This window comes from Pantoea sp. B9002 (assembly GCF_013385945.1).
Lineage (GTDB): Bacteria > Pseudomonadota > Gammaproteobacteria > Enterobacterales > Enterobacteriaceae > Pantoea.
In genome coordinates, this window is record NZ_JACAPA010000059.1 from 140,147 (window position 1) to 165,222 (window position 25,076).

Sequence of the window (25,076 nt, forward strand, 5' to 3'; positions counted from 1 at the left end):
CCCCGCACGCGAAAATGTCACTGACTAACCATTGAGACAGATTGATGTTTCCGCGCTACGCTTGAAAAGGATGTGATCGTTATCACAGCCAGTCAGCTTTTGACGCAAAATCAATCAGTAAAGGATGGACGTGCACTGCCGATACCTCAATGGATTGCCCGGTTATGTGGTGTCAAAAATCGAGGGGAAAGCGTATGCGATGGCTCATCGCGCTAACGGTTGGCTGCCTAAGCGGCTGCTCTGTTGGGCATTACGAATACAGCAAAGAAGCAGCAAAACGCGTCGATATGACCGTCACCGGCATTCCAACGGTGCTGGGCATTGGTGCGCTTGGCACCACCATTCCTCTCACGCCCGAATACAGCCTGACGGCGGCTCACGTGGCGAAGTATTCGCTCTATCGGGTGAAAGCCTGGCATCCCGAATGCGATATCGCTGTGGTGTACCACAAAAACAGCGAAGCCAATCTGCCGCCGCCGTTCCGCAATAGCCATATCGGCGACGACGTGAATCTGTATGGTTACAGCTTTGTTTCGGCGATGCCGGTGGCGTCGAGCGGCAAGAATCTGATCAATACCACGCTGGCGAATGACTGGAACAAAGCCAGCTGTGTGGTGGTGGCGGCCAATGCCGGCGTGGTGAAAGGCATGTCCGGCGGCGCGGTGTATAACGCCAGCGATGATACGCTGGCGGGCGTGATTGTCGGTTACAGCAGCCAGATTGATGACAATAAAAGCGGCAAGACGCTGTTTAAGAATGTGGCGCTGTATGTGCCGTATGCACGGTTTCAGGCGTGGCTGGATGGGGTGGTGAAGTCTTAGGATTGTGCCTGCTGTCCCCCATTCTGGTCGGTGCTGGCTGTCGGTGCTGGCTGTCCCCCTCCTCGGTCGGTGCTGGCTGTCCCCCTCCTCGGTCGGTGCTGGCTGTCCCCCTCCTCGGTCGGTGCTGGCTGTCCCCCTCCTCGGTCCTCCCCCATAAATGGGGGAGGAAGATGCTGCAATATGCGAGTTAGGAGTGGCATGTGGCAGCGTCTCCTTCCCCCATTCATGGGGGAAGGCAGGGATGGGGGACAGCGTGCACGAAGACAGCATGCACCATCAAGCCGGAACCCACGCCCCCTGCAACTGCACTTGCGGGAATCCGCTGGTCAGAATACGCAGCTCGGCATCGCGCGGGGTGTTGTCGCCCTGCCCCTGAATGCTGACGATATCCTGCGGACAGGCGGAAAACGCCACAAAACAGTCCATCTCGGCGCGCAGCACAATATAGTCGCCCGGCTTCGTCACCACCGGCAGCGTCTTCAATGTGATGCCATCCGGCTGAACCTGAATATTCATAAAGATATTAAACGAAGCAAGATTGCCATGCGGCAGCGTTACGCCCAACTCACGCATGCCTTCAAACAGATTGTCATGGCAGTTGCGATGCGGTTCGGTGCAGCCGAGCAGCTCATAACGACGCGCGTCGCAGGCCGCCATAAAGGTGTCGTGCACGCCTGGCGAGGTATCCGCCACCAGCGTCAAAATCGGGTGGCGCTGGCTGGTGATAAAGCTGTCACCCACTTTGGGATTGAGACGCTGATTCCACACGCGCGTCGCCTCCATACACATATATTCACTCACATCCTCAGCGTTGTACGCCCAGCAATCCACCACCTGCGTGCCGTGCAGGTTAATCACCTGTACCGCTTCACCTTGCTTCAGCCGCACCGCTTTGCCGTAGCGCGCCGGGATGGTCATCGCTTCACGATGCTGAAATTCAGCCGACATGTTGTTCTCCTGATTAATGCTGCATGGCACGACGATAGCGCGTCATGCGAGATTCAAGGCCGCGCGCCAGCCAGTCGATGACGCTGTTGAGCAACCAGTAACAGAGCGCCACCGTGAGATAGATCTCCAGCGGCGCGTAGGTATCCGAAATCGCCTGTTTGGCGGCGTACATAAACTCCTGCACCGAGACAATCGACAGCAGCGCGGAGTCTTTAATCAAACCGATCATCAGCCCGACCAGCGGCGAAAGCATCTGCGGCAGCGTTTGCGGCAGCACCACGTCGCGCAGTTGTTCGCTGCGGCTCAGGCCGAGCACGCGGCACGCTTCCCACTGCCCTTGCGGCAGCGCATCAATGGCGGAGCGGATCACCTGCGCAATGTATGGCGCGTAATAGAGCGTCAATGCCAGCACACCCACCACCGGCGATGACAGCGTGATGTCATATTCCGGCAGCACAAAGTAGAGCAGATAGATCACCACCAGCAGCGGCAGTGCGAGGGTTAAGCCGCTGTAAAGATTGAGCAAACGCAGCCAGAACCGCGAGGCGCGCATCAGCAATACGGCCAGCAGCGCGCCCCACAGCAGCGAGCAGAGCGCCGCCACCAGACAGAGCTGCAAAGTGGCGATCAGGCCGTCACCGAGCGACGGCAAAGAGGTGATAATTGCCTGCCAATCCATTACGCCAACCTCCGTTTCGCTTCTAAACGGCGCGCCGCCGCAATTAACGGCATGGCGATCAGCAGATAACCGGCCGCCACCAGCAGCAGCACCTGCGTGGCTTCGTAGGTGCGGGCGATGACGATCTGTCCGGCGTAGGTCAGTTCGGTCAGCGCCACCACCGACGCCAGCGGCGTGGTTTTCAGCAGAATGGTGAACTCATTCACCAGCATCGGCAGACTGGCGCGCATTACCTGTGGATTGATGACGTACCACCACGTCAACAAGCGGCTCAGGCCCAGCGTGCGCGACGCTTCCAGTTGTCCGCGCGTTACCAGGCTGCGATTCACGCGCAGGATTTCCGCCACGTACGCGCCGCTGTTGAGGCCAATGGCAATCACCGCAGCCAGCATCGGCTGACCGCCCAATCCCAGCCGCGGCAAGGTGAAAAACACCACAAACAGCTGCACAATCGCCGGCGTTCCGCGCATCACGCTGACATAGAAACGCCCGATGGCGCGCCAGATCCAGGCACGACGCAGCTGCAGGAAGCAACCGAGCTGCCCCATCACCACGCTGACTAACGACGCCAGCACGGTCAGCACCACCGTCATCAGCAGGCCGTGTCCGAGTTCCGGCAGCGCGGCCACTACCTGTTGATCCAGCCCCATGCGTTACTCCGCGTTAAAGTCGTGCAGGTTTTCCGCCACCGACAGCAGCAGCGGCGCGGGACGATCGTTGCCCTCAATGCCGGTGTTGCAGGCGGAGACGATGAACTGCGTGTCCACCACCACGCGACAGGTAATGCTGTCACCGGCTTTGGTCAGGTTGGTTTCCGGCAGAATCTCGCCTTCCCGCGTCAGCTTGACGTGCATAAACAGGTTGATGGGGTCCGGCAGCTTCGGCACCACCATGCCCAGACGCGCCAGCTCGCCGCGCAGCGCATCGAGGCAACCTTCGCCCGGATAACCGCGCTCAGCGAGAAACGCCGTGGTGGACGCCGGCAGCAACAGGTCGTGACGCTTCACGCTATCTTTGCCCAGCACCATCATCGGACGGCGACGGTTATTCACCAGACGCATGCCGGAACCGAGCAGGTAGCTGTTGCTGAACACCCGCGTGTGGTGCACCGACAGCCACACGGCGGGATCGGCCAGGCTGAAGCCAAACAGCGAAGCCACCGCGCCGTCGCCCTGAGCGGTGATGCGCAGCAACTGACCGCGCAGCACGCGAATCGAACCGATGCTGCCCGGCGCAACCGGCACCGGTTCAGCCAGCGTACGCACGGCGGTTTCCTGATAATTTTCACGCATTAGCAGCATGATTCATCTCCTGAGCGTGAAAATGGTCGCTGACCAGGATGTCGATTGGCGTCACCTGCAGGCCGTTGCCGGGAATGATGTCCTGCGGGCAGGATGAGACCGCACAAATCAGATCGCACAGCGCTTCAAAGGTGATGCTATCGCCCGCTTTGCTGTTGGGATCGGTCACTTCCATGCGGCCATCGGCGGTAACCGGGCCGTTCTGGAACAGGTTGAACGGCTCCGGCAGCGAGAAGTAGGTGACGCCAAACGCCTTCATCCCTTCCAGCAGGTTATCCACGCAATTGCGATGCCCTTCGACACCGAAATCGATGCTGAAACGGGTGCGATCGCAGGCCGGCACGTTGGCGTCGTGGATGCCGATGCTGTCAGCAAGAATGCGCAGCATCGGGCGGTTCTCACTCGACCACAACGCGTCGCCCGGCTTGAAGAACAGCGAGCGCAGCTGCTGACGCGTGTGCACCGGCGACAGTTTCTCGTTCAGGTCATCGGCATTGACCGCGACGAAATCGGCCGCCTGCTGCCCTTCACTATCAATCACGGTAATAAACTGGCCCTTGCGCACGCGGAAGGTTTTGCCAAAGCCGGCAGGCACCGTCAGGTTGGAGTGGCACATAATTACTCCTGCGGAATGAAGTCGCTGGCGGGCACGGTAAAGGTGGTGCCGAGATACTGCTGCTGCAGCCTGGTCAGTTCGCCCGCTTTCTGCATCGCCAGGATGTGGTCGCTAATGGCTTTGTTCAGGCTGCCATCTTCCTTACGTGTCGCCCAACCCATCCACTGCGACGGGCCAACTTCGCCGACCTGCGCCACTTTACCGGCATATTTTTTTGCTACCGGCGCCAGTACCGAGATGTCGTCATAAACGAAGTCGGCGCGTTTGGTCATCAGCGTGCTGACGGTTTGATCGAGTGAATCGACGTTGATGATGGTGATCGGTTTTTTACCCTCTTTCTTCAACTGCTCGTTGAAACCCTTCAGCAGCTGCTCTGGCACACTGGCGGTTTTCACCGCGCCGCGCAGACCCGACAAGCTTTCCGGACTCAGGGTTTTACCGCTGAAGGTTTTCGCCTCGGCTTCACGCACCAGCACGCCGTTGACGGTTTTGCTGTACGGCACGGTAAACAGCACTTTCTTCGCGCGATCCGCCGTGACGTTCAGGGATGAACCCTCGGCATTGAAGGAGCCCGAAATCAGGCCCGGCAGAATGCCGCTGAAGGCGGTTTTCTGAAACTCCAGTTTCACACCGAGATCGTTGGCGAAGGATTGCATGATCGCCACGCTGTAACCGGTGATCTCACCTTTGTCATCGGTGTATTCGTAAGGAGGAAAGGTTGGATCGATACCGACGGTGATTTTGCCGCTGCTTTTGATGTCGGCTAGCGTGTCGGCTTGCGCCTGCGCCACGGTGCCTACGGAGAGAAGTGCGGCAATCAGCAGTGCTGTTTTTTTCATTATGGTGTTTCCCTGGTGTTGGTGAAATGTCTTTTTCTACTGAGCACATTTTGTGCCAGCTTTTTCACCACTGCGCAGTGGTAACCAGAACTAACTTAAGCTTTGTTTAATAAAATCAACTGGAAACATTTGTTTCTTGTTTTTTATTTTTAATTTCTATGATTTCACTCGGTGCAGGATGGGGATGAGTGTCTTGGCGAGAGTTGGACAAAATTGCACCGTTTTGGTGATTTTTCTGGCGCACCCTGCGCCAGCACGGCGCATTATTCCAGTTCGTCGAGGGATTGGTGCAGCGCTTCGATTTGCGCAAGATGATCGTTGCTGGCTTTGCCCATTTGTCGGGCCACCAGTGAACAGAGCAGATTACACACGCCGGAGAGCGCGGCGGTGCTATCGAAGATCAGGCTGCTGTCGGTGTGACAGCGGATTACCCACTGCGCATGGCGCGCCGGTTTGCCGGAGAGCACGTCGGCGATATACAGCATCGGCACGTTGCGCTCGGCCAGCGCGTTCATCGCCGCCTCCAGCGCGGGCATGCGCCGACGCAGACCAACGCAGATCACCACATCCTCGGCGGTCAACGCCGCTATATGCTCCGCCAGCGAATCGCCGGGACGCGGCAGCAGACGCACATCGGAGTGAATATGGATCAGATCGCGATAGATCAGATGCGCGATGGTTTGGCTGTGGCGCCAACCCATTACCACCACGCGCCGCGCCTGGCTGATGGCGCTGACCGCCTGCTGCAGCTGTTCGCTGTCCAGCGTGCGATAGCTGTTAACCAGGTTGGCGATCTCTTTTTCCAGATGCTGCTGCATGATGCTGGCCAACGGCGACGCGCTGGGTGCCGGTTGCAAATAGAGCGGTGAACCGCTGCTCTGCATGTCACGCGCCTGGCGACGTGCGGCTTCATAACTTTCGTAACCGAGATGGCGGAAGAAGCGCGTGGTGGTGGCTTTGGACACGCCCGCGCTGTGTGCCAGCTCGGTGGCGGTGTTCATGGCTAACTGGCCCGGTGCGGCGAGTAGCACATCGGCAAGTCGCTGCTCGTGGCTGGAGAGTTGATCCCAGTGCTGACGAATCCGGCCCTCTAACGTTGCCGCTTTTGCACTCATGGTGATTCCCTGAAAATGAAAAAAACCATCCTGCACAGAGCGTGCCGGGTTGTCATCAGGAATTTTGTGTTGGGGGAGAAGTGCTTGCTGTCCCCCATCCCGGCCTTCCCCCGCTAGCGGGGGAAGGAGACGCTGCCACATGCAGCTTCAGAACTAACATTTAGCAGCATCTTCCTCCCCCATTTATGGGGGAGGACCGAGGAGGGGGACAACCAGCACGGACCGAGGACGTGGACAGCCAGCACGGACCGGGATGGGGGACAGCAGCTCCGTATTACTTACCGGTCGGGCGCAGTGCCGGGAACAGGATCACGTCGCGGATGGTGTGGCTGTTGGTGAACAGCATCACCATACGGTCGATACCAATGCCCAAACCAGCGGTTGGCGGCAGGCCGTGTTCCAGCGCGGTGACGTAGTCTTCGTCGTAGAACATCGCTTCGTCATCGCCAGACTCTTTCGCATTCACCTGCTGCAGGAAACGCTCAGCCTGATCTTCTGCATCGTTCAGCTCCGAGAAGCCGTTACCGATTTCACGGCCGCCGATAAAGAACTCAAAGCGGTCGGTGATTTCCGGGTTCTCGTCGTTACGACGCGCCAGCGGTGACACTTCAGCCGGGTATTCGGTGATGAAGGTTGGCTGAATCAGGTGCGCTTCAGCGGTCTCTTCGAAGATCTCCGTAACGACGCGGCCCAGGCCCCAGCTCTTCTCGACTTTGATGTGCAGCGATTGGGCAATCGCTACCGCTTTATCGAAGTCTTCCAGATCGCTCAGGTCGGTTTCCGGACGGTATTTCTTGATCGCTTCACGCATGGTGAGCTTCTCAAAAGGCTTACCGAAATCGAAGCTGTGATCGCCATACGGCACTTCCGTGGTGCCCAGCACATCCTGCGCCAGCGTACGGAACAGGCTTTCGGTCAGTTCGATCAGATCTTTGTAATCCGCATACGCCATATAGAGTTCCATCATGGTGAACTCTGGGTTATGGCGTGGCGAAATCCCTTCGTTACGGAAGTTACGGTTGATCTCGAACACGCGATCAAAACCGCCAACCACCAGACGCTTCAGATACAGTTCTGGCGCAATACGCAGGTACATATCGATGTCGAGCGCATTGTGATGGGTGATGAACGGACGCGCAGACGCGCCGCCAGGAATCACCTGCATCATCGGGGTTTCCACTTCCATAAAGTCGCGGTTAACCATGAACTGACGAATGCCGGCCATGATTTGTGAGCGAATTTTAAAGGTTTTGCGCGAATCGTCGTTGGAGATCAGATCGAGATAACGCTGACGATAACGGGTTTCCTGATCGGCCAGGCCGTGGAATTTGTCCGGCAGCGGACGCAGCGCTTTGGTCAGCAGACGCAGCTCAGTGATGTGGATCGACAGCTCACCGGTTTTGGTTTTGAACAGCTTACCGCGCGCACCGAGGATATCGCCGAGATCCCACTTCTTGAACTGCTCGTTGTAGACGCCTTCTGGCAGATCGTCGCGTGAGACGTAGATCTGAATCTGGCCGCCGACATCCTGCAGGGTCGCAAATGACGCTTTACCCATGATGCGGCGCGTCATCATACGACCGGCCACGCTCACTTCAACGCCCAGCGCTTCCAGCTCTTCATTCTCTTTCGCGTCATAGCTGGCGTGCAGCACATCGGACGTGGTATCGCGGCGGAAATCGTTAGGAAACGCCACGCCTTTTTCACGCAGCGCGCTGAGTTTTTCGCGACGCGCTTTCAGTTCGTTGTTTAACTCAAGGGCGGCATCAGCGCTCTGCGGTTGTTGTTCAGACATGTCGGTTCCTTATAGCCCTGCTTTTAAACTTGCTTCAATAAAACGATCGATATCGCCATCCAGCACCGCTTGGGTGTTGCGGGTTTCTACGCTGGTACGCAGATCCTTGATGCGTGAATCGTCGAGAACATAAGAACGGATCTGGCTGCCCCAGCCGATATCAGATTTGTTATCTTCCGCTGCCTGCTTGTCCGCGTTTTTCTTCTGCATCTCATATTCGTAAAGCTTGGCGCGTAACTGCTTGAAGGCCTGATCTTTGTTCTTGTGCTGTGAACGGTCGTTCTGGCACTGCACCACAATGTTGGTCGGCAAGTGGGTAATACGCACCGCAGACTCGGTTTTGTTAACGTGCTGGCCGCCCGCACCGGAGGCGCGGTAAACGTCGATACGCAGATCGGCGGGATTGATATCGATATCGATGTTGTCATCCACTTCCGGGTAGATAAACACCGAACTGAATGAGGTGTGACGACGGCCGCCGGAATCGAACGGGCTCTTACGCACCAGGCGATGAACGCCGGTTTCGGTACGCAGCCAGCCAAACGCGTAGTCGCCGATGATTTTAATGGTGGCGGATTTGGTTCCGGCCACTTCACCGTCTGACTCTTCGATAATTTCGGTTTTATAGCCTTTGGCTTCCGCCCAGCGCAGATACATGCGCAGCAGCATGCTGGCCCAATCCTGCGCTTCGGTGCCGCCGGAACCGGCCTGAATATCCATGTAGCAGTCGGCGCTGTCATATTCGCCTGAGAACATACGACGGAATTCCAGTTCGCCCAGCTTCACTTCCAGTGCATCAAGCTCGGCAACCGCTTCGTTGAAAGTCTCTTCGTCGTCGGCTTCCACCGCCAGATCCAGCAGGCCTTGCACATCTTCCAGGCCTTGCGTCATGTGATCTAAGGTTTCCACCACCGCTTCCAGTGAAGCACGTTCTTTACCCAGCGCTTGCGCGCGCTCAGGTTCATTCCAGACGTCAGGCTGCTCCAGCTCGGCGTTTACTTCTTCGAGGCGTTCTTTCTTGGCATCGTAGTCAAAGATACCCCCGAAGAACGTCGCTGCGCTCACTGAGGTCCTGGATACGATTTTTGACCGGATTAATTTCAAACATGGCTTTTCAGTCTTTTTTGACGATTCGGTGAAAGGAGATAAAAACTAACGCGCTAGTTTACCCGAAAGTGTGCGCACTTTGTAGCATTGCACGCGGCCTGAGTGAGCGCGCATCCGCCGCGAGAAAAAAAGTTCTCATCCTTTTGGAAAGCTTTACTCGTTACGCTTTCCAAAACGCCTCCGTAAACACCTCACCCTCAGAACCTTCTTAGGAATTTTCCTGCAAAGATTGGGCAATTAGCGCTGAAAGACGTCATTAAAGATCATGATTTATAAAGATAAATCATTAAGAATTGCCTTGTGAGAAATTTCCTGCAAGAAAGCAGACGCGTCTCAAATAACGCCATTAAGCAGCTGATATTCAGCCTATCGATTTGTTAGCGCCCTTTTATCATTTTGCTCAGTGACTATCCCCCCGATGGACATCACTAACGTCCAGACCGTTTGTCACCACGATCGCCAGGAATGCGCAGCTTCGACAGGGAATGACACAGTAATCAGCGCCCGTAAACGTGAGCGGGCACAACATGTCCTGAGAGACATGAAGGAGTATCGATGTTTATTCCCGGTTTGCGCACCTCACCGCGCCTGCTTGCCTTGTTAATGCCTTTGTTACTTGCTGCCTGCGGTGGCGGCGGAGGTGGTGGTGGCGGTGGTGGCGCGGCAACCTCGCCCACCGCCGGCACGCCTGTGCCACCCACGCCTGCCCAGCCCAGCGCTTCAGGCAATGCCAGCAAAGTCGGCATTGTTGATTCGGGATTATCGCCCGATCGCAGTGAAATCAATTACGCCAACGTGCAGTTCACCAGCTACGTCGGCGGCGGCAGCAGTTTGAATGATAATCAGGGCATTAACGGTCATGGCACCGTGGTGGCGCTAACGTTATTGGGCCTGTCGCCGGGCAGCTCGCTGTATGTGGCGCAGGCATCGCAGAACAATATCTTTCAATACGACGATACCGCGCGTGCAGTGAGCGGCCTGCTGAGCCAGGGCGTGCGGGTTTTCAATATGTCGTACGCCTCCAGCGAACGCTTAACTACCGCGCAGGCGCTATCCGATGCGCAGCCGCACTATCAGGTGCTGGTGCAAAGCATGCGTGAGATTGCGGCGGCTAACGGTTTGGCGGTGGTGATCACCGGCAACGGCGGCACCGCAACACCGTCGCCTAATGCGCAGCTGCCGCTGATTTATCAGGACAGCGCGTTGCAAAAGAATATGTTGGCCGTCACCGGCGTGATGGACAGCACCTCATACGACACGGCGAACCGCGCGGCGTTAACCGGGCCGTTTGATGCCTGCGGCAACGCTGCCGCATGGTGCCTGAGCGCGCCGGGATACACCGATTATCGCTTTCAGAACGCCGATGGAACCTGGGTGAATGCGCGTAGCTACGGCACCTCGTTTGCCGCACCGCGCGCCGCTGCGGCGGCTTCACAAGTGTTGCAGCGCTTTCCGTGGATGAGCGGCTACAACCTGCAACAAACGCTGCTGACCACCGCCACTTATCGCAGCGATACTTACGCAGGCGCGGCGGATAGCGCCAACGGACGGCCTTACAACAACACCTTTGGCTGGGGCGATCTCAACCAGGCAAAAGCGCTCAACGGTCCGGCAATGTTCTGGGCCAATGATTTTCACGCCAGCCTGGATGCGGGCAGCTATGTCTTCTCGAATGCCATCAGCGGCGATCGTGGCCTGATTCTCGACGGCGCGAATAGTGGCGGCGTGCTGCAGTTAACCGCCAACAACAGTTACCTCGGCCAGACCAGCGTTGCAGCCAATACGTTGCTGATTGATGGTGCGATTGCCGGCAGTGCCAACGTCAGCGGCAGCGGCACCCTGGGCGGCAGCGGTGTGATTGGCGGCAGCTTACTCAATCAGGGATCGGTCAACGGCGGCTTGCAGGTGCAAGGCGATTACCAGCAACGCAGCAATGGCGTGCTGAATATCGCGCTGAACAGTCCGCTGCGTGTCGCGGGTCATTCGACGCTGGACGGCACGCTGAACCTCGCGCCACCGTCATCGACCTATGTGGTGAAACAGCAGGAAACGCTGCTGACCAGCGATGCGGGCGTCAGTGGCCAGTTCAGTCAGGTCAATACTGGCGTGTTTCTTGATGGTTCGGTCAGCTACAACGCCAACAGCGTCACCGGCCAGCTGACGCGTAAAAACACCGCAGCAGCAGTGGCAGCGCTGGGCATGAACGGCGCCAGCACTCAGCAAACGGCCGCGAATCTTGAGCAGGCATTTAGCGTGGCGGATAGCTGGCAGCAACAGGGATCGCTGAGCAGTGCGCAGCAGTCGGCGCTGGGCGCGGCCGGCGCGTTTGAGGCGCTGGCGGATGCCAGCAGTGCGCAGGCCGCCATCAATTCGCTTTCCGGTCAGGCGCACGCTTCCAGTAACGCGGTGCTGTTTAACGCGCTGGATTATCAAAGCCGCCTGTTGAGCAACCGCATCGCCGATGCCAGCGCTGACAATCGTTACGGTTTCTGGCTGGAGAGCGGTCAGCTGCGCGGTTCACTGGATCAAGCGGGCTACCTCGGCACCGATTACCGCAACACGCTTACCGCATTGGGCGTGGATAGCGATTTAGGCGTTTCCGGTCTACGCGTGGGCGTGGCCTGGACGCAGAATCAGATCGACTCCACCTACGACCAAACCGGCGGCACCAGCCGTAATCGCCTGCAAGGTGCGATGCTGTATGGCCGCTACGATCTGACGCCAGAATGGTATCTGCAGGGCAATCTCAGCTATCAACATGGTCGCGATGAGTTGAAGCGTCTGGTGTTGCTGGATGAAGCTTCGCCGGTCTCATCGACCACCAGCAGCAACAGCTGGCAGGCGGCGCTGCAAAGCGGCTATCGCTGGACGATTGAGGATAATTATCGCCTCGAACCTTATCTCGGCTGGCGTGAAACCGGGCTGGATACCGGTGCGTTTGAAGATAAAGGCAGCGCGTTCGGTCTGAGCGGCGACGGCGACAGCTATCGACGCAGCGTGGGATATAGCGGTTTGAGTCTCAGCGCACGGCAGGATTGGTCGGCTGGCTTGTGGAGCATGCTGAGTCTGTATGGCGAATATCAGTACGCGTTCAACAATCCGTCGATGGATGTGAGCGCGCGCTGGGGCGGATTTGGCGATGACCAGAACCGTTTTACGATTCCCGGCATGCAGCTCGATCGCCGTTCGCAGTGGTTAGGCGTGCGGTTGGATGTGGCGCAGACGTCACGCGCGCGCCTGTTCCTGCGCGCCGATCAGCACTTCGCCGATCGCGGTGACGAGAAAGTGCTGCGCGGCGGTGTGGATGTGAGTTTCTGATAAACATTTTAAAGGTCAACAGAGCGCGATAAATCGCGCCGCTACGGATACGTGCACATTTTGGTAGCGGCGCAATTCATTGCGCGTTTTTGGTAGTGAACTACATCGGCCAGATGTGATCGATAATCAGCTGCACCGAACGATTGCCGCGGTATTCGTTGATATCCAGCTTGTAGGCCAATTGCACCTGACGCACGCTGCTGTCTGGCCACAGCGTGGTATCCACGTTGAAGGCAATTCCATCTAACAGCGGGCCGCCGCCGAGCGGCTCGACCATCACTTTCAAATGCCGCTCGCCCACTAACCGCTGTTGTAGCAGCTTGAACTTGCCGTCAAACACTGGCTCCGGGAACGCCTGGCCCCACGGACCGGCTTCGCGCAGCATTTCGGCGGTGTGCAGCGTAAACTCCTGCGCATGCAGTTCGCCGTCCGACCAAATCACGCCCTGCAACGCTTCGCCATCCAGCCACTCATCAATCAACGCGGCAAATCGCTCACGGAACTCCTCGTACTTCGCGGTTTCCAGTGACAATCCGGCCGCCATGGCGTGACCACCAAATTTGATCATCAAACCCGGGAACAGCGTGTCGAGACGCTCCAGCGCATCGCGCAGATGCAAACCAGCAATTGAGCGGCCAGAACCTTTCAGCGTGCCGTCTCCGGCGGGGGCGAAAGCGATCACCGGGCGATGGAAGCGCTCTTTCAGCCGCGACGCCAGAATTCCAACCACGCCCTGATGCCACTCGGGATGGTAGAACGCCAGGCCCAGCGGCAGATCGGTATGCTGACGCTCCAGCTCATCGCACAGCGCCAGCGCTTCGCTCTTCATGCCCTGCTCAATCTCTTTGCGCGTCTGATTCAGTGCATCAAGTTCATTCGCCAGCATACGCGCCTGGGAAATATCTTCGGTGAGCAGCAACGCCACGCCAACCGACATATCATCCAGACGACCGGCGGCGTTGAGGCGCGGACCCACGGCAAAACCAAGATCGCTGGCAGCAAGTTGACGCGCATCACGGTTGGCAATCTCCAGCAGCGCACGAATCCCGGCGCGGCATTTGCCTGCGCGGATACGGCTCAAACCTTGCCACACCAGAATGCGGTTGTTGGCATCCAGCGGCACCACATCGGCCACGGTGCCCAGCGCCACCAGATCCAGCAGTTCCGCCAGATTTGGCTCGGCGCGGCTATCACTGAACCAGTTTTGCTGACGCAGATGCGCACGCAGCGCCAGCATCAGATAGAAGGCCACGCCAACACCCGCCAGCGAACGTGAAGGGAATTCGCTGTCGTTGAGGTTCGGGTTCACAATCGCTTCGGCGGCGGGCAAGGTTTCGCCCGGCAAGTGGTGATCGGTAACCAGCACCGGAATGCCGTGCTGATGCGCGGTATCCACACCGGCATGTGATGAGATGCCGTTATCGACGGTGAGGATCATCTCCGCACCGCGCGCTTTAGCCTGCTCAACCACTTCCGGACTCAAACCGTAGCCATCTTCGAAACGGTTTGGCACCAGATAATCAACGTTACCGCCGAGGCTGCGCAGCGCCAGCACGGTTAACGCGGTGCTGGTGGCGCCATCGGCATCGAAATCGCCTACCACCACAATGCGTTTGCCCGCCAGCAGCATCTGATGCAGCAGCGTTACGGCGGCTTCGATGCCGCCCAGCGTTTGCCACGGCAGCAGATGTTTAGCGCCGCGTTCCAGTTCCAGCGCCTGTTTCACGCCGCGTTGCAGATACAAGCGGCGCAGCAATGGGGGCAAATCAGCGGGTAAGCTGGCTTCGGTCTCGGCTTCGCGCCGACGTAATTCAACAGAATGAATCACTGTGCGTTAACCGCCACGCTTCTGGCCGTCAAGCACCTGCTTCAGCTCTTGCGGTCCCTGATAGCCAGGAATCATCATGCCGCTATCAGTGAGAATGGCTGGCGTGCCCTGAATGCCAAACAGGATGCCGAGTTTGTACTGCTGCTCGATATTGATTTTGCAAGTTGCCGGTGCATCCATCTGCGGCGCATCGCCTTTCATCGCTGCATCGAAGGCTTTGTTACGATCGGCGCTGCACCAGATGGCGCGCATGGCTTTTTCTACCTGACCATTCAGACCTTCACGCGGGAAGGCCAGATAGCGCACGGTGATGCCGAGTGCGTTGTAGTCGGCCATCTGCTCATGCAGCTTGCGGCAGTAGCCGCAGGTGATGTCGGTGAACACGGTGATCACGTGCTGCTCTTTCGGCGCTTTGTAGACAATCATGTCTGGCGCCAGTGCGGATACTTTTTTGTCCAGCAACTGATTGGTGACATTTACCGGCTGGGTGCCGCTGACATCGTAAAGCGGCCCCTGAATCATGTGCTTGCCGTCTTCAGATACGTACAGCACGCCGCTTTCGGTCAGCACGGTTTTAATGCCCGGCAGCAGTGAAGGCTGGATTTCCGCCTTTTCCAGACCAAGTTTTTTCAGCGTTTGCTGAATGGCATTGTCATCGGCATGCGCCAGTCCAGTGAAGGCACTGACCAGCAGAGCCAGCATCGTTAGCTGCTTTTTCATCTTAAGTCCTTGTTACCGCATCTCAAGCGCGCGGATGATGCTGTTGATGTAACTGACGCAGGCGCTCAGTGGCGACGTGCGTATAAATTTGAGTGGTCGAGAGGTCGCTGTGGCCCAGCAACATCTGTACGACGCGCAAATCCGCGCCATGGTTCAGTAAATGTGTGGCAAATGCGTGGCGTAACACGTGTGGCGACAGCTTTTCGCTATCAATGCCGGCCAGCGTCGCATAGTGTTTGATGCGATGCCAGAAGGTCTGCCGCGTCATTTGCTGCGCGCGCAGACTGGGGAACATCACGTCCAGCGTTTGCCCATTGAGCAACCACGGCCGACCATGTTCCATATAATATTCAATCCAGTAAACCGCTTCTTCACCTAACGGCACAAGGCGCTCTTTGTTGCCCTTACCGATCACCCGCACTACGCCCTGACGCAAACTGAGATCGCTGATGGTCAAACTCACCAGCTCCGTCACACGCAAACCGGTGGCGTAAAGCAGTTCCAGCATCGCCTTGTCGCGCAGTTCAAGCGGAATATCAATGCTCGGCGCTTGCAGCAGCCGTTCCACCTGATTTTCGCTGAGATCTTTGGGTAGGCGCTGCGGCAATTTTGGGGCTGACAGTAACGCGCTGGGATCGTCGCTGCGCAGCTTTTCGCGATAAAGATATTGGCACAAGCGGCGGATGGCGCTGAGCGTGCGCGCCGAACTGGTGGCTTTATAGCCGCCCTCGACGCGTTCAGCGAGAAACTGCTGCAAATCCAGCGCTTCCAGCGTGATGAGCGTGCGATCGTGGTGATGCAGCCAGCCAGTGAGGGTGTGCAGATCTTGCCGGTAGGACGAGAGCGTGTTCTGCGCCAGATTACGCTCCATCCAAAGCGCATCCAGAAACTGTTCAATCAGATCGCTGTCCTGCACTGTACTCTCCGCCCGTGTGAAATCGTGCTCATTATGCCTGAAAATAGCCTGCTTCTGGTACAATTGCCCCGGTGTCAGTTTCTGTCAGAGCATTAATTGCATGAATATTGGTCTGTTTTACGGTTCAAGTACCTGTTACACCGAGATGACAGCGGAAAAGATTCGCGACTTTATCGGTGAAGAATTAGTCACGCTGCACAATCTGAAAGATGACGATCCGTCGCTGATGGAGCAGTACGATTTGCTGATCCTCGGCATTCCAACGTGGGATTTCGGTGAGTTACAGGAAGACTGGGAAGCGATTTGGCAGCAAATCCCCGGGCTGAATCTGCGCGGGAAAATCGTGGCGCTTTACGGCATGGGCGATCAGGGCGAATACGCCGAATGGTTCCTTGATGCGCTGGGCATGCTGCACGAACTGTTGCAGCCGATGGGCGTGCAGTTTGTGGGTTACTGGCCGCTGGAAGGCTATGAGTTTACCAGCAAAAAACCGCTAACCGCCGATGGCACGCAGTTTGTCGGCCTGGCGCTCGACGATGTTAACCAGTTCGAACTCAGCGATGAGCGCGTCGAACAGTGGTGCGAACAGATTCTGACGGAAACCGCAGCGCTGCTTTAAGGCAGCGTTTGCCCGTCTCGCAGAAAACAGCAGGCGCGTAACGTGCGCCATTCACCGGGCGGCAGGTTGTCATGCATTAACCATAGCCGCCAGCGTTTCCCCTGCTGATTGCGCAGCACCAGCAAAACGCCATACGGCAACCAATCCGCCCTGCGTTCCGCTCGCCAGCGCACGCCGCGCCACAGCCAATTGCCCTTCACGTCCAGCGCCAGACGACCTACGCGCTGCACCAGACGGCGCTCGTTGCGCCAGCACTCCGCCAGCAGCAGCACTAACACCGGCGCTTTGCTCCACGCCCACACGTCAGGCCACTCAAGCGCCAGCAGCAAACCGGCGCACAGCAGCGAGAGCGTCACATTCAGTGCGCGCGCACTGCGTGACGCTCGCAGATCACATTGCCACCGGACCGCGTTCACGGTTGCGCTGCTGAATCAGTTTCACCATGCGTTTGAACTCGGGATCAACCGGTTCACCGTGATTCATCAACCAGTTGAACAGATCGGGATCGTCACTCTTTAACAGCGCGATAAAAACCTGCTTATCGGTGTCGTCCAGCGAATCATATTCAAATTTGAAAAATGGCATGATAGCGATATCCAGCTCCAGCATGCCGCGGCGGCATGCCCATTGGACGCGGGCTTTGTCGTTAATTTCCATGTCTCGGGTTCCATGACTAAAAACAGTGGCGCTCAGTGTACCTGCTTTTTTTTCTCGCTGCAGGCGCTGTGGTTATCCCTGTGCAATGCCTCGGCATTACATCCCCCAATTTGCAATGGGTATCACGCGATTTGTGCGCCATATTCAGTAAACAGGTTGCAAAGCCGCACTGCTCTTTTACCATTGCTACCTATTACCTCATTAATCAGGAAAGAGACATGTCGATTTTTACCCTTCCACCTCGCCAGCCTGCTGCATCGTCACGCCTGCCTTTAACCCTGATTTCGCTCGACGAATGGGCGCTGGTTAAGGTGCAGGGCAATGACAGCACGTCTTATCTGCAAGGTCAGCTGACGCTGGATGTCGCGGCGATGGGCGAGACGCAGCATCGTCCCGCCGCGCACTGCGATGCCAAAGGCAAAATGTGGAGCAACATTCGTCTGTTCCATCGCACCGAAGGTTACGCTTACGTGGTGCGTCGCAACCTGCGTGAGCAGCAGCTTACCGAACTGAAGAAATACGCGGTGTTCGCCAAAGTCACCATCGTCGCTGATGATGAAGCGGTGCTGCTGGGCGTTGCTGGTTTCCAGGCGCGCGCCGCGCTGGCGGGCGTGTTCAGCACGCTGCCGGATGCCGAAACGCCGGTAGTACAGCAAGGTGAAAGCACGCTGCTGTGGTTTGCCCAACCAGCTGAGCGTTTCCTGCTGGTGACCACGCCAGAACAGGCGAATGCGTTGAAAGAGAAACTGGCGGGCGAAGCGCAGTTCAACGACAGCCTGCAATGGCTGGCGCTGGATATCGAAGCGGGCATTCCGGTGATTGAAAGCGCCACCAGCGCGCAGTTGATTCCACAAGCCACTAACCTGCAGGCGCTGGATGCCATCAGCTTCAAAAAAGGCTGCTACACCGGCCAGGAGATGGTGGCACGCGCCAAATTCCGCGGCGCGAACAAACGCGCACTCTATTGGCTGGCGGGTAAAGCCAGCAAAGTGCCGGAGGTTGGCGGTTCGATGGAGCTGCAGATGGGCGATAAATGGCGTCGCACCGGCACCGTATTAAGCGGCGTGCAGCTGGATGACGGCAGCGTTTGGGTGCAGGTGGTGATGAACAACGATTTGGAGCCGGATAGCGTATTGCGCGTGGAAGGCGACGAAAGTGGCAAATTAACCATTCAGCCACTGCCGTATTCATTGACAGAATAATTGCGGGCCAGGTCGGCACTAAACACGTAGGGTCGCCATTCATGGCGACCTGTATCGAGCTTACATCACATAAAAATAAATCGCGCAGAAGTGCAACACGCTACCGCCGAGCACAAAACCGTGCCAGATGGCGTGACTGTAAGGAATACGGCGCGAGACGTAGAAAATCACCCCCAGCGAATAGACAATCCCACCGGCAGCCAGCAGCCAAATCCCCCCCGGCGACAACTTAATCGCCAGCTGATAAATCACCACCAGCGATAACCAACCCATACCGAGATAGGTCACCAGCGACAGCGCTTCAAAGCGGTGGGCAAAGGCGATTTTAAACAGAATACCGGCCAGCGCCAGGCTCCAGATCACCACCATCAAGCCTTGTGCCAGCGGCGAATTGAGCCCTACCAGCAAGAACGGCGTGTAAGTGCCGGCAATCAACAGATAGATGGCGCAGTGGTCGAATTTCTTCAGCCAGTATTTGGCTTTTTGATGGGGAATGGCGTGATACAGCGTTGAGGCGAGATAGAGCAAAATGATACTGCCACCATACAGGCTGTAACTGGTGATCGCGGTAACGTTAGCTTGGGATTCAACGGCTTGTGTCAACATTAACGCCAGGCCGATGATGCCGAAAATGCAGCCAATTCCGTGGCTGATACTATTGGCGATCTCTTCTGCCAATGAGTAGCCCTGGGCAATAACTGGGGTTTGTACCATGAGGTGATTCCTGAACAACGGAAAAAGCGAGTGTGCTATTTCTGAGCAACCAGAGTAACCGGGATAATTTTCAGAGTACACATGTACGCTAAAATAAATCTGTGAGCGGGTATGACAGGCGCGAGTTTGATTAAATCGGTCGCCATGAATGGCGACCCTACGGGGGTTTTAGGCGTAAATGATCGACGTTTAGACGAAAATCGGATCAGGTTTTGTAGGGGCGGCATTTATGCCAACCTGGTTAATTATCGTCCACCAGCCGCATCGATAAAGGTGCCCGTCACGTAAGACGCGGCATCGCTCGCCAGCCAGACAATCGCTGCAGCAACCTCTTCGGCCTGACCGCCGCGTCCCATTGGCAATGCGCTCGCCAGGCGATCGACTCGACCCGGCTCGCCGCCATCGGCGTGCATGTCGGTATAAATAAGGCCAGGTCGCACGCTGTTGACGCGAATGCCCTGCGATGCCACTTCCAGCGACAACCCTTTGGTCAGCGTATCCATCGCCCCTTTTGAGGCGGCGTAATCCACACATTCGCCTGGCGCACCGAGACGTGACGCGGCGGATGACACATTGACGATGGCGCCACCTTTGCCGCCATGATGCGTGCCCATGCGTTTCACCGCCTCACGACAGCAGATGAACGTGCCGGTGACGTTGGTGGCGAACACGCGGTGAATACGTTCGGCATCCAGATCTTCCACCCGACATTGGGTAAACAAAATACCGGCATTATTCACCAGCACACGCAGCGCGCCCTCTTGCTGATCCAATTCGGCAAACATACGTATGACCTGCGCTTCATCGGCAATATCGGCCTGCAGCGCAAACGCATTGCCGCCCTGCGCTTCGATCTCTGCCACCACGCTTGCCGCTTCGGCTGCACGCTGGCGATAGTTGATCGCCACGCGATAACCCGCCTGCGCCAGCAATAACGCGGTTGCGCGCCCAATGCCGCGACTGCCGCCGGTAATCAAAGCCAGATCCATTTTTGCCTCCAATAAAAAGGGCCGAATAATCGGCCCTTCATAAATACTACCCGTCACTTTAGCCTAAATAATTTGAGATGCAGCAAGGCGGCAAGTTCGTTCATCCCCGGGAGCTTACATCAGTAAGTGACCGGGGTGAATGAGCGCAGCCAACGCCGCTGTGGCTCAAAGTATGACGGCTAAATTATTGGTATTCGCTCATTGGTACACACGAACAGAATACATTGCGATCGCCAAATACATCATCCAGACGTTTCACCGTCGGCCAGTATTTGTTGGCGCTGCCGGCCGGGAATACGGCCAGCTCGCGGGTGTACGGATGCGCCCAGTCGCCGACGATTTCTGTCTGCGTGTGCGGTGCATTCACCAGCGGGTTATCTTCCAGCGGCCATTCGCCATCGGCAACACGATCGATTTCCATGCGGATAGCCAGCATCGCATCGATAAAGCGATCCAGCTCGATTTTGCTTTCCGATTCCGTTGGTTCAACCATCAGCGTTCCCGCAACCGGGAATGACATGGTTGGCGCGTGGAAACCGTAATCGATCAGACGTTTAGCAATATCCAGCTCGCTGATACCGGTCTGCTCTTTCAGTGGACGAATGTCGAGAATACATTCGTGCGCCACGCGGCCATCGCGGCCTGCGTACAGAATCGGATAGGCCGATTGCAGACGGCTGGCAATGTAGTTGGCGTTCAGGATCGCCACTGAACTCGCTTGCTTCAGACCTTCTGCGCCCATCATGCGGATATACATCCAGCTGATTGGCAGAATCGATGCGCTACCAAACGGTGCGGCAGAAACTGCGCCCTGCTGTGTCAGCACGCCATCAATTTGCACTACGCTATGACCTGGCACGAACGGAGCCAAATGCGCTTTCACACCGATTGGGCCCATACCCGGACCGCCACCGCCGTGCGGGATACAGAAGGTTTTGTGCAGGTTAAGGTGCGATACATCCGCGCCGATGTAACCTGGCGTGGTGATACCGACCTGCGCATTCATGTTAGCGCCATCGAGATATACCTGGCCGCCGTGCTGATGCACGATCTGGCACACTTCGCGGATGGTTTCTTCATAAACGCCGTGCGTTGACGGATAGGTCACCATGATGCACGACAGCTGCTCACCGACCTGTGCGGCTTTCTCACGCAGATCGCCGAGATCGATGTTGCCTTGTTTATCACACGCCACCACCACAACTGACATGCCCGCCATCTGCGCCGATGCCGGATTTGTGCCATGCGCCGAGCTTGGGATCAGGCAAACATTACGGCCGCCTTCGTTACGACTTTCGTGGTAACGACGAATCGCCAGCAGACCGGCGTATTCGCCCTGCGCACCCGAGTTGGGCTGCATGCACAGCGCATCGTAGCCGGTCAGCTGCACCAGCCATTGCGACAGCTGGCCAATCATTTGCAGATAACCCGACGCCTGCTCAGCCGGGCAGAACGGATGCAGCTCGGCAAATTCCGGCCAGGTGATCGGAATCATTTCCGCCGCGGCGTTGAGTTTCATGGTGCACGAACCGAGTGGGATCATCGCCTGGTTCAGCGCCAGATCCTTTTTCTCCAGGCTGTGCATGTAGCGCATCATCTCAGTTTCGCTGTGATGACGGTTGAACACCGGATGCGTCAGGAAAGCGCTTTCACGCACCTGACCAGCCGGAATCGCACTGTTTTCCGCTGCAACGGCGGCATCCAGCGCATCAATGTCCTGGTCGTGCGCATCGCCTAGCAGAATGGCGAACAGCGCCAGCACATCTTCACGTGCGGTGGTTTCATCCAGCGTAATGCCGACAGCATTGTGGATATCGCTGCGCAGGTTGACGCCGAAGCTCTGCGCGCGGTTCAGCACCGCCGCTTTATCGGCCACTTCAACCGTCAGCGTATCGAACCAGCTGTTATGGCGCAGCTTCAGGCCACCGTTTTGCAGGCCCGCGGCCAGAATGCTGGTCAGACGGTGAATACGTGAGGCAATGCGCTTCAGGCCAACCGGACCGTGATACACCGCGTAGAGACCGGCGATATTCGCCAGCAGCACCTGCGATGTACAGATGTTGGAGTTGGCTTTCTCACGACGAATATGTTGCTCACGGGTTTGCATCGCCATGCGCAGCGCGGTGTTACCGGCGGCATCGCGCGATACACCAATGATGCGGCCTGGCATCGAGCGTTTATGCTCGTCGCGGCTGGCGAAGAACGCGGCGTGTGGTCCGCCGTAACCCATCGGCACGCCGAAACGCTGGGCAGAACCAAAGACGATATCTGCACCCTGCTTGCCTGGCGCTTCTAACTGCACCAGCGCCATGAAATCTGCGGCTACGCTCACCACCACTTTGCGGCTTTTCAGCTCGGCAATCAGTGAGCGGTAATCGTGCACTTCACCGTGCGTACCCACCTGTTGCAGCAACACGCCGAACAGATCGTCGTGATCCAGCGCCTTGTCAGCACTATCAATAATCAGTTCAAAACCAAAGGTTTCTGCGCGGGTGCGTACCACATCCAGCGTCTGTGGATGGATGTCGTTGGCGATGAAGAATTTGGTGGCGGTTTTCAGTTTGCTGACGCGCTTGGCCATCGCCATCGCTTCGGCAGCGGCGGTCGCTTCGTCCAGCAGTGACGCGGAAGCGATGTCCAGCCCGGTCAGATCCAGCGTCAGGGTTTGGAAGTTGAGCAGCGCCTCAAGACGACCCTGCGACACTTCTGGCTGATACGGCGTATACGCGGTGTACCAGCCTGGATTTTCCAGCATATTGCGCAGGATGACGGGCGGCGTGATCACCGCGCTGTAGCCCATGCCGATCCAGGATTTGTAGCGTTGGTTCTGACTGGCAATGGCTTTCAGCTCTGCCAGCGCTTGCTGCTCGGTCGCGGCGTCGCCCACTGCAGGCGGGCCTGGCAGCTGGATGTCGGCAGGCACGATAGAACTGATTAATGAGGAGAGCGAACTGGCACCAATCGCTTCCAGCATTAAGGCCTGTTGTTCCGGCGTAGGACCGATGTGGCGCTCAATGAAAGCACCGTTGTGTTCAAGCTGGCTGAGAGTCTGGGTCATTTGCAGTGAATCCTGAATCGGGCTGGGTTACAAAAATGGCGTTAAATCAGGCAGATAAAAAAGAAGGTGACGCAGCGCGCCACCTTCTGCCACTACCGGTTACTCGTCGATCGCGGCTTTGTATGCATCGGCATCCAGCATCGCGTCGAGTTCTGATTCGTCGCTGGCTTTGATGCGGAACAGCCAACCATCGGCGTACGGCGCGCTGTTCACCAGCTCTGGCGAATCGCCCAGCTGGTCATTCACGGCAACAATCTCACCGCTCAGTGGCGCGTAGATGTCTGAAGCCGCTTTCACCGACTCCGCAACGGCGCAGTCATCACCGGCCGCGAAGGTGGCACCGACGTCTGGCAGATCAACAAACACCATATCGCCCAGCAGTTCCTGTGCGTGTTCGGTGATACCCACAGTGAAGGTGCCGTCGGCTTCTTTACGGACCCATTCGTGGCTATCGCGGTATTTCAATTCACTTGGCACATTGCTCATTGGCCATTTCTCCTGAAAAAAATTACTGGGCGACCGGTTTACCGGCGCGAACAAAAATCGGTTTAGTGACTTTCACTGGCATTTCACGGTTGCGGATTTCCACAATCGCCTGCTCACCAATTCCGGCTGGCACACGCGCCAGCGCGATGCTGTAACCCAGGGTTGGTGAGAAGGAACCACTGGTAATAATACCTTGCTGCGGCTGACCTTGTTGATCGGTGAAGCGCACCGTTAACCCGTTACGCAACACCCCTTTTTCGGTCATCACCAGGCCAACCAGCTTTTCGGTGCCGTGCTCGCGCTGCGCCTGCAGGGCATCACGGCCAATGAAATCACGATCGGCAGGTTCCCAGCTGATGGTCCAGCCCATATTGGCGGCGAGCGGCGAAACGCCTTCATCCATCTCCTGACCGTACAGATTCATGCCCGCTTCCAGACGCAGCGTGTCACGCGCACCGAGACCAGCCGGTTTGACGCCTGCGGCCAACAGCTGCTGCCAGAATGCGGCGGCTTCAGTCGCTGGCATGGCAATCTCATAACCCGCTTCGCCGGTGTAACCGGTGGTCGCGATAAACAGGTTTTCTGCCTGCACGCCAAAGAAGGGTTTCATGCCGGCAACGGCATCACGCTGAGCGGCGCTAAACAGCGTTTGTGCTTTCTGCTGCGCGTTTGGACCTTGCACCGCAATCAGCGCCAGATCGTCACGCTCGGTCAGCTCCACGCCAAACGGCTGCGCATGCTGTTTAATCCAGGCTAAATCTTTCTCACGCGTGGCGGAGTTCACCACCAGACGGAAGAAATCTTCGCTCATAAAGTAAACAATCAAATCATCAATGACGCCAGCGGAGGCATTCAACATGCCGGTATACAGGGCTTTGCCCGGCTGGGTCAGCTTGGCGACATCGTTCGCCAGCAGATAGCGCAGGAATTCGCGGGTACGTGCGCCGCGCAGATCGACGATGGTCATGTGGGAAACATCAAACATGCCGGCATCGTTACGCACCGCGTGATGCTCATCCATTTGCGAGCCGTAATGCAGCGGCATCATCCAACCGTGGAAGTCCACCATGCGCGCACCGCTTGCCTGATGCTGTTCGAATAGAGGCGTTTGCTGAGTCATAACCATCCTGTGAATACAAGTGAGTGTGACGCGCCTGCGTCGCCTAAAGCGGCTGACGCAAACGTTCTCTTTGTGCTGAAGTTATCACCTAATGCGGCAATTAACCATGAGGAAAACGAGGGCGAAACACTACCACCTTTCATCAAGTCATCGAACAGCGCTCAGCATAAATCACTGCATTATTGTGATTAGCCTCGCACAAAATACGACTAAATTACTTTCATGCAG

The 25,076-nt window shown here is 57.1% G+C and carries 23 protein-coding genes; 4 read left to right on the forward strand and 19 right to left on the reverse strand.

The window, feature by feature from the left end; translation table 11 throughout:
- The first annotated feature begins 194 nt into the window (after window positions 1–194).
- Window positions 195–821, forward strand: a complete 627-nt coding sequence (locus HX773_RS23880) for a serine protease (RefSeq protein WP_176973590.1) — start codon at window positions 195–197, stop codon at window positions 819–821.
- Window positions 822–1,097: 276 nt separating this feature from the next.
- On the opposite strand, the gene HX773_RS23885 is transcribed toward HX773_RS23880, so the two are convergent.
- From HX773_RS23885 to prfB, 9 genes are all read right to left on the reverse strand, one after another.
- A complete protein-coding gene (locus tag HX773_RS23885) occupies window positions 1,098–1,769 on the reverse strand; it encodes a DUF1989 domain-containing protein (protein WP_176973591.1) in 672 nt (223 codons plus the stop codon).
- Between the two features lie 13 nt (window positions 1,770–1,782).
- On the reverse strand, window positions 1,783–2,448 hold the full coding sequence (locus HX773_RS23890) for an amino acid ABC transporter permease (protein ID WP_176973592.1): 666 nt from the start codon (window positions 2,446–2,448) through the stop codon (window positions 1,783–1,785).
- Window positions 2,448–3,098 carry an amino acid ABC transporter permease gene (locus HX773_RS23895; RefSeq protein ID WP_176973593.1) on the reverse strand — a complete coding sequence of 217 codons (651 nt, stop codon included), beginning with the start codon at window positions 3,096–3,098 and terminating at the stop codon, window positions 2,448–2,450. The genes HX773_RS23890 and HX773_RS23895 overlap by 1 nt, the downstream gene beginning before the upstream one ends.
- A gap of 3 nt (window positions 3,099–3,101) precedes the next feature.
- Complete coding sequence (locus tag HX773_RS23900; protein ID WP_176973594.1) at window positions 3,102–3,749, reverse strand: urea carboxylase-associated family protein; 648 nt, start codon at window positions 3,747–3,749, stop codon at window positions 3,102–3,104.
- Complete coding sequence (locus tag HX773_RS23905) at window positions 3,733–4,365, reverse strand: DUF1989 domain-containing protein (protein WP_176973595.1); 633 nt, start codon at window positions 4,363–4,365, stop codon at window positions 3,733–3,735. Before HX773_RS23905 ends, HX773_RS23900 begins: the two co-directional genes overlap by 17 nt.
- A gap of 2 nt (window positions 4,366–4,367) precedes the next feature.
- The gene (locus HX773_RS23910) at window positions 4,368–5,204 is read right to left on the reverse strand and encodes a transporter substrate-binding domain-containing protein (protein WP_176973596.1); all 837 of its coding nucleotides are present in this window, start codon (window positions 5,202–5,204) and stop codon (window positions 4,368–4,370) included.
- Between the two features lie 263 nt (window positions 5,205–5,467).
- A complete protein-coding gene (locus HX773_RS23915) occupies window positions 5,468–6,319 on the reverse strand; it encodes a MurR/RpiR family transcriptional regulator (protein WP_176973597.1) in 852 nt (283 codons plus the stop codon).
- A gap of 274 nt (window positions 6,320–6,593) precedes the next feature.
- Entirely contained in the window at window positions 6,594–8,114 is a 1,521-nt protein-coding gene (lysS, locus tag HX773_RS23920; RefSeq protein ID WP_101761966.1) for a lysine--tRNA ligase, read from the reverse strand.
- Window positions 8,115–8,123: 9 nt separating this feature from the next.
- A protein-coding gene (prfB, locus tag HX773_RS23925; RefSeq protein WP_110867985.1) for a peptide chain release factor 2 occupies window positions 8,124–9,222 on the reverse strand; the annotation gives its coding sequence in 2 pieces (ribosomal slippage) (window positions 8,124–9,146 and window positions 9,148–9,222; 1,098 coding nt in all).
- A 554-nt stretch (window positions 9,223–9,776) separates the two neighbouring features.
- Between prfB and HX773_RS23930 the strand changes: the two genes are divergently transcribed.
- Complete coding sequence (locus HX773_RS23930; RefSeq protein WP_176973598.1) at window positions 9,777–12,539, forward strand: autotransporter domain-containing protein; 2,763 nt, start codon at window positions 9,777–9,779, stop codon at window positions 12,537–12,539.
- Between the two features lie 100 nt (window positions 12,540–12,639).
- On the opposite strand, the gene recJ is transcribed toward HX773_RS23930, so the two are convergent.
- The 3 genes from recJ to xerD are packed head-to-tail and all read right to left on the reverse strand — an operon-like array spanning window position 12,640 to window position 16,003.
- On the reverse strand, window positions 12,640–14,367 hold the full coding sequence (gene recJ, locus HX773_RS23935; protein WP_176973599.1) for a single-stranded-DNA-specific exonuclease RecJ: 1,728 nt from the start codon (window positions 14,365–14,367) through the stop codon (window positions 12,640–12,642).
- Between the two features lie 6 nt (window positions 14,368–14,373).
- The gene (gene dsbC / locus HX773_RS23940) at window positions 14,374–15,087 is read right to left on the reverse strand and encodes a bifunctional protein-disulfide isomerase/oxidoreductase DsbC (RefSeq protein WP_176973600.1); all 714 of its coding nucleotides are present in this window, start codon (window positions 15,085–15,087) and stop codon (window positions 14,374–14,376) included.
- Window positions 15,088–15,109: 22 nt separating this feature from the next.
- Entirely contained in the window at window positions 15,110–16,003 is an 894-nt protein-coding gene (xerD, locus tag HX773_RS23945; protein ID WP_176973601.1) for a site-specific tyrosine recombinase XerD, read from the reverse strand.
- A gap of 100 nt (window positions 16,004–16,103) precedes the next feature.
- Between xerD and fldB the strand changes: the two genes are divergently transcribed.
- Complete coding sequence (gene fldB, locus HX773_RS23950; RefSeq protein ID WP_176973602.1) at window positions 16,104–16,622, forward strand: flavodoxin FldB; 519 nt, start codon at window positions 16,104–16,106, stop codon at window positions 16,620–16,622.
- On the opposite strand, the gene HX773_RS23955 is transcribed toward fldB, so the two are convergent.
- The gene (locus HX773_RS23955; RefSeq protein ID WP_176973603.1) at window positions 16,619–17,038 is read right to left on the reverse strand and encodes a protein YgfX; all 420 of its coding nucleotides are present in this window, start codon (window positions 17,036–17,038) and stop codon (window positions 16,619–16,621) included. The genes fldB and HX773_RS23955 overlap by 4 nt on opposite strands.
- The gene (gene sdhE / locus HX773_RS23960) at window positions 17,013–17,279 is read right to left on the reverse strand and encodes an FAD assembly factor SdhE (protein WP_061719865.1); all 267 of its coding nucleotides are present in this window, start codon (window positions 17,277–17,279) and stop codon (window positions 17,013–17,015) included. The genes HX773_RS23955 and sdhE overlap by 26 nt, the downstream gene beginning before the upstream one ends.
- Before the next feature lie 218 nt (window positions 17,280–17,497).
- Here sdhE and ygfZ point away from each other — a divergent pair, with 218 nt between their 5' ends.
- Window positions 17,498–18,481, forward strand: coding sequence for a tRNA-modifying protein YgfZ (ygfZ, locus tag HX773_RS23965; protein ID WP_176973604.1), 984 nt, complete (start codon window positions 17,498–17,500; stop codon window positions 18,479–18,481).
- Between the two features lie 60 nt (window positions 18,482–18,541).
- On the opposite strand, the gene HX773_RS23970 is transcribed toward ygfZ, so the two are convergent.
- The 5 genes from HX773_RS23970 to gcvT all read right to left on the reverse strand — a co-directional run bounded on the left by HX773_RS23970 (window position 18,542) and on the right by gcvT (window position 24,848).
- Window positions 18,542–19,195: a hemolysin III family protein gene (locus HX773_RS23970; protein ID WP_176973605.1), complete on the reverse strand. Its 654-nt coding sequence runs from the start codon at window positions 19,193–19,195 to the stop codon at window positions 18,542–18,544.
- A gap of 245 nt (window positions 19,196–19,440) precedes the next feature.
- Window positions 19,441–20,184 (reverse strand): SDR family oxidoreductase, encoded by a 744-nt coding sequence (locus HX773_RS23975; RefSeq protein WP_176973606.1) that lies wholly within the window; start codon window positions 20,182–20,184, stop codon window positions 19,441–19,443.
- Between the two features lie 184 nt (window positions 20,185–20,368).
- A complete protein-coding gene (gene gcvP / locus HX773_RS23980; RefSeq protein ID WP_176973607.1) occupies window positions 20,369–23,242 on the reverse strand; it encodes an aminomethyl-transferring glycine dehydrogenase in 2,874 nt (957 codons plus the stop codon).
- A 99-nt stretch (window positions 23,243–23,341) separates the two neighbouring features.
- Entirely contained in the window at window positions 23,342–23,728 is a 387-nt protein-coding gene (gene gcvH, locus HX773_RS23985; RefSeq protein ID WP_064738103.1) for a glycine cleavage system protein GcvH, read from the reverse strand.
- A 22-nt stretch (window positions 23,729–23,750) separates the two neighbouring features.
- Entirely contained in the window at window positions 23,751–24,848 is a 1,098-nt protein-coding gene (gcvT, locus tag HX773_RS23990; protein ID WP_176973608.1) for a glycine cleavage system aminomethyltransferase GcvT, read from the reverse strand.
- Window positions 24,849–25,076: the final 228 nt, after the last annotated feature.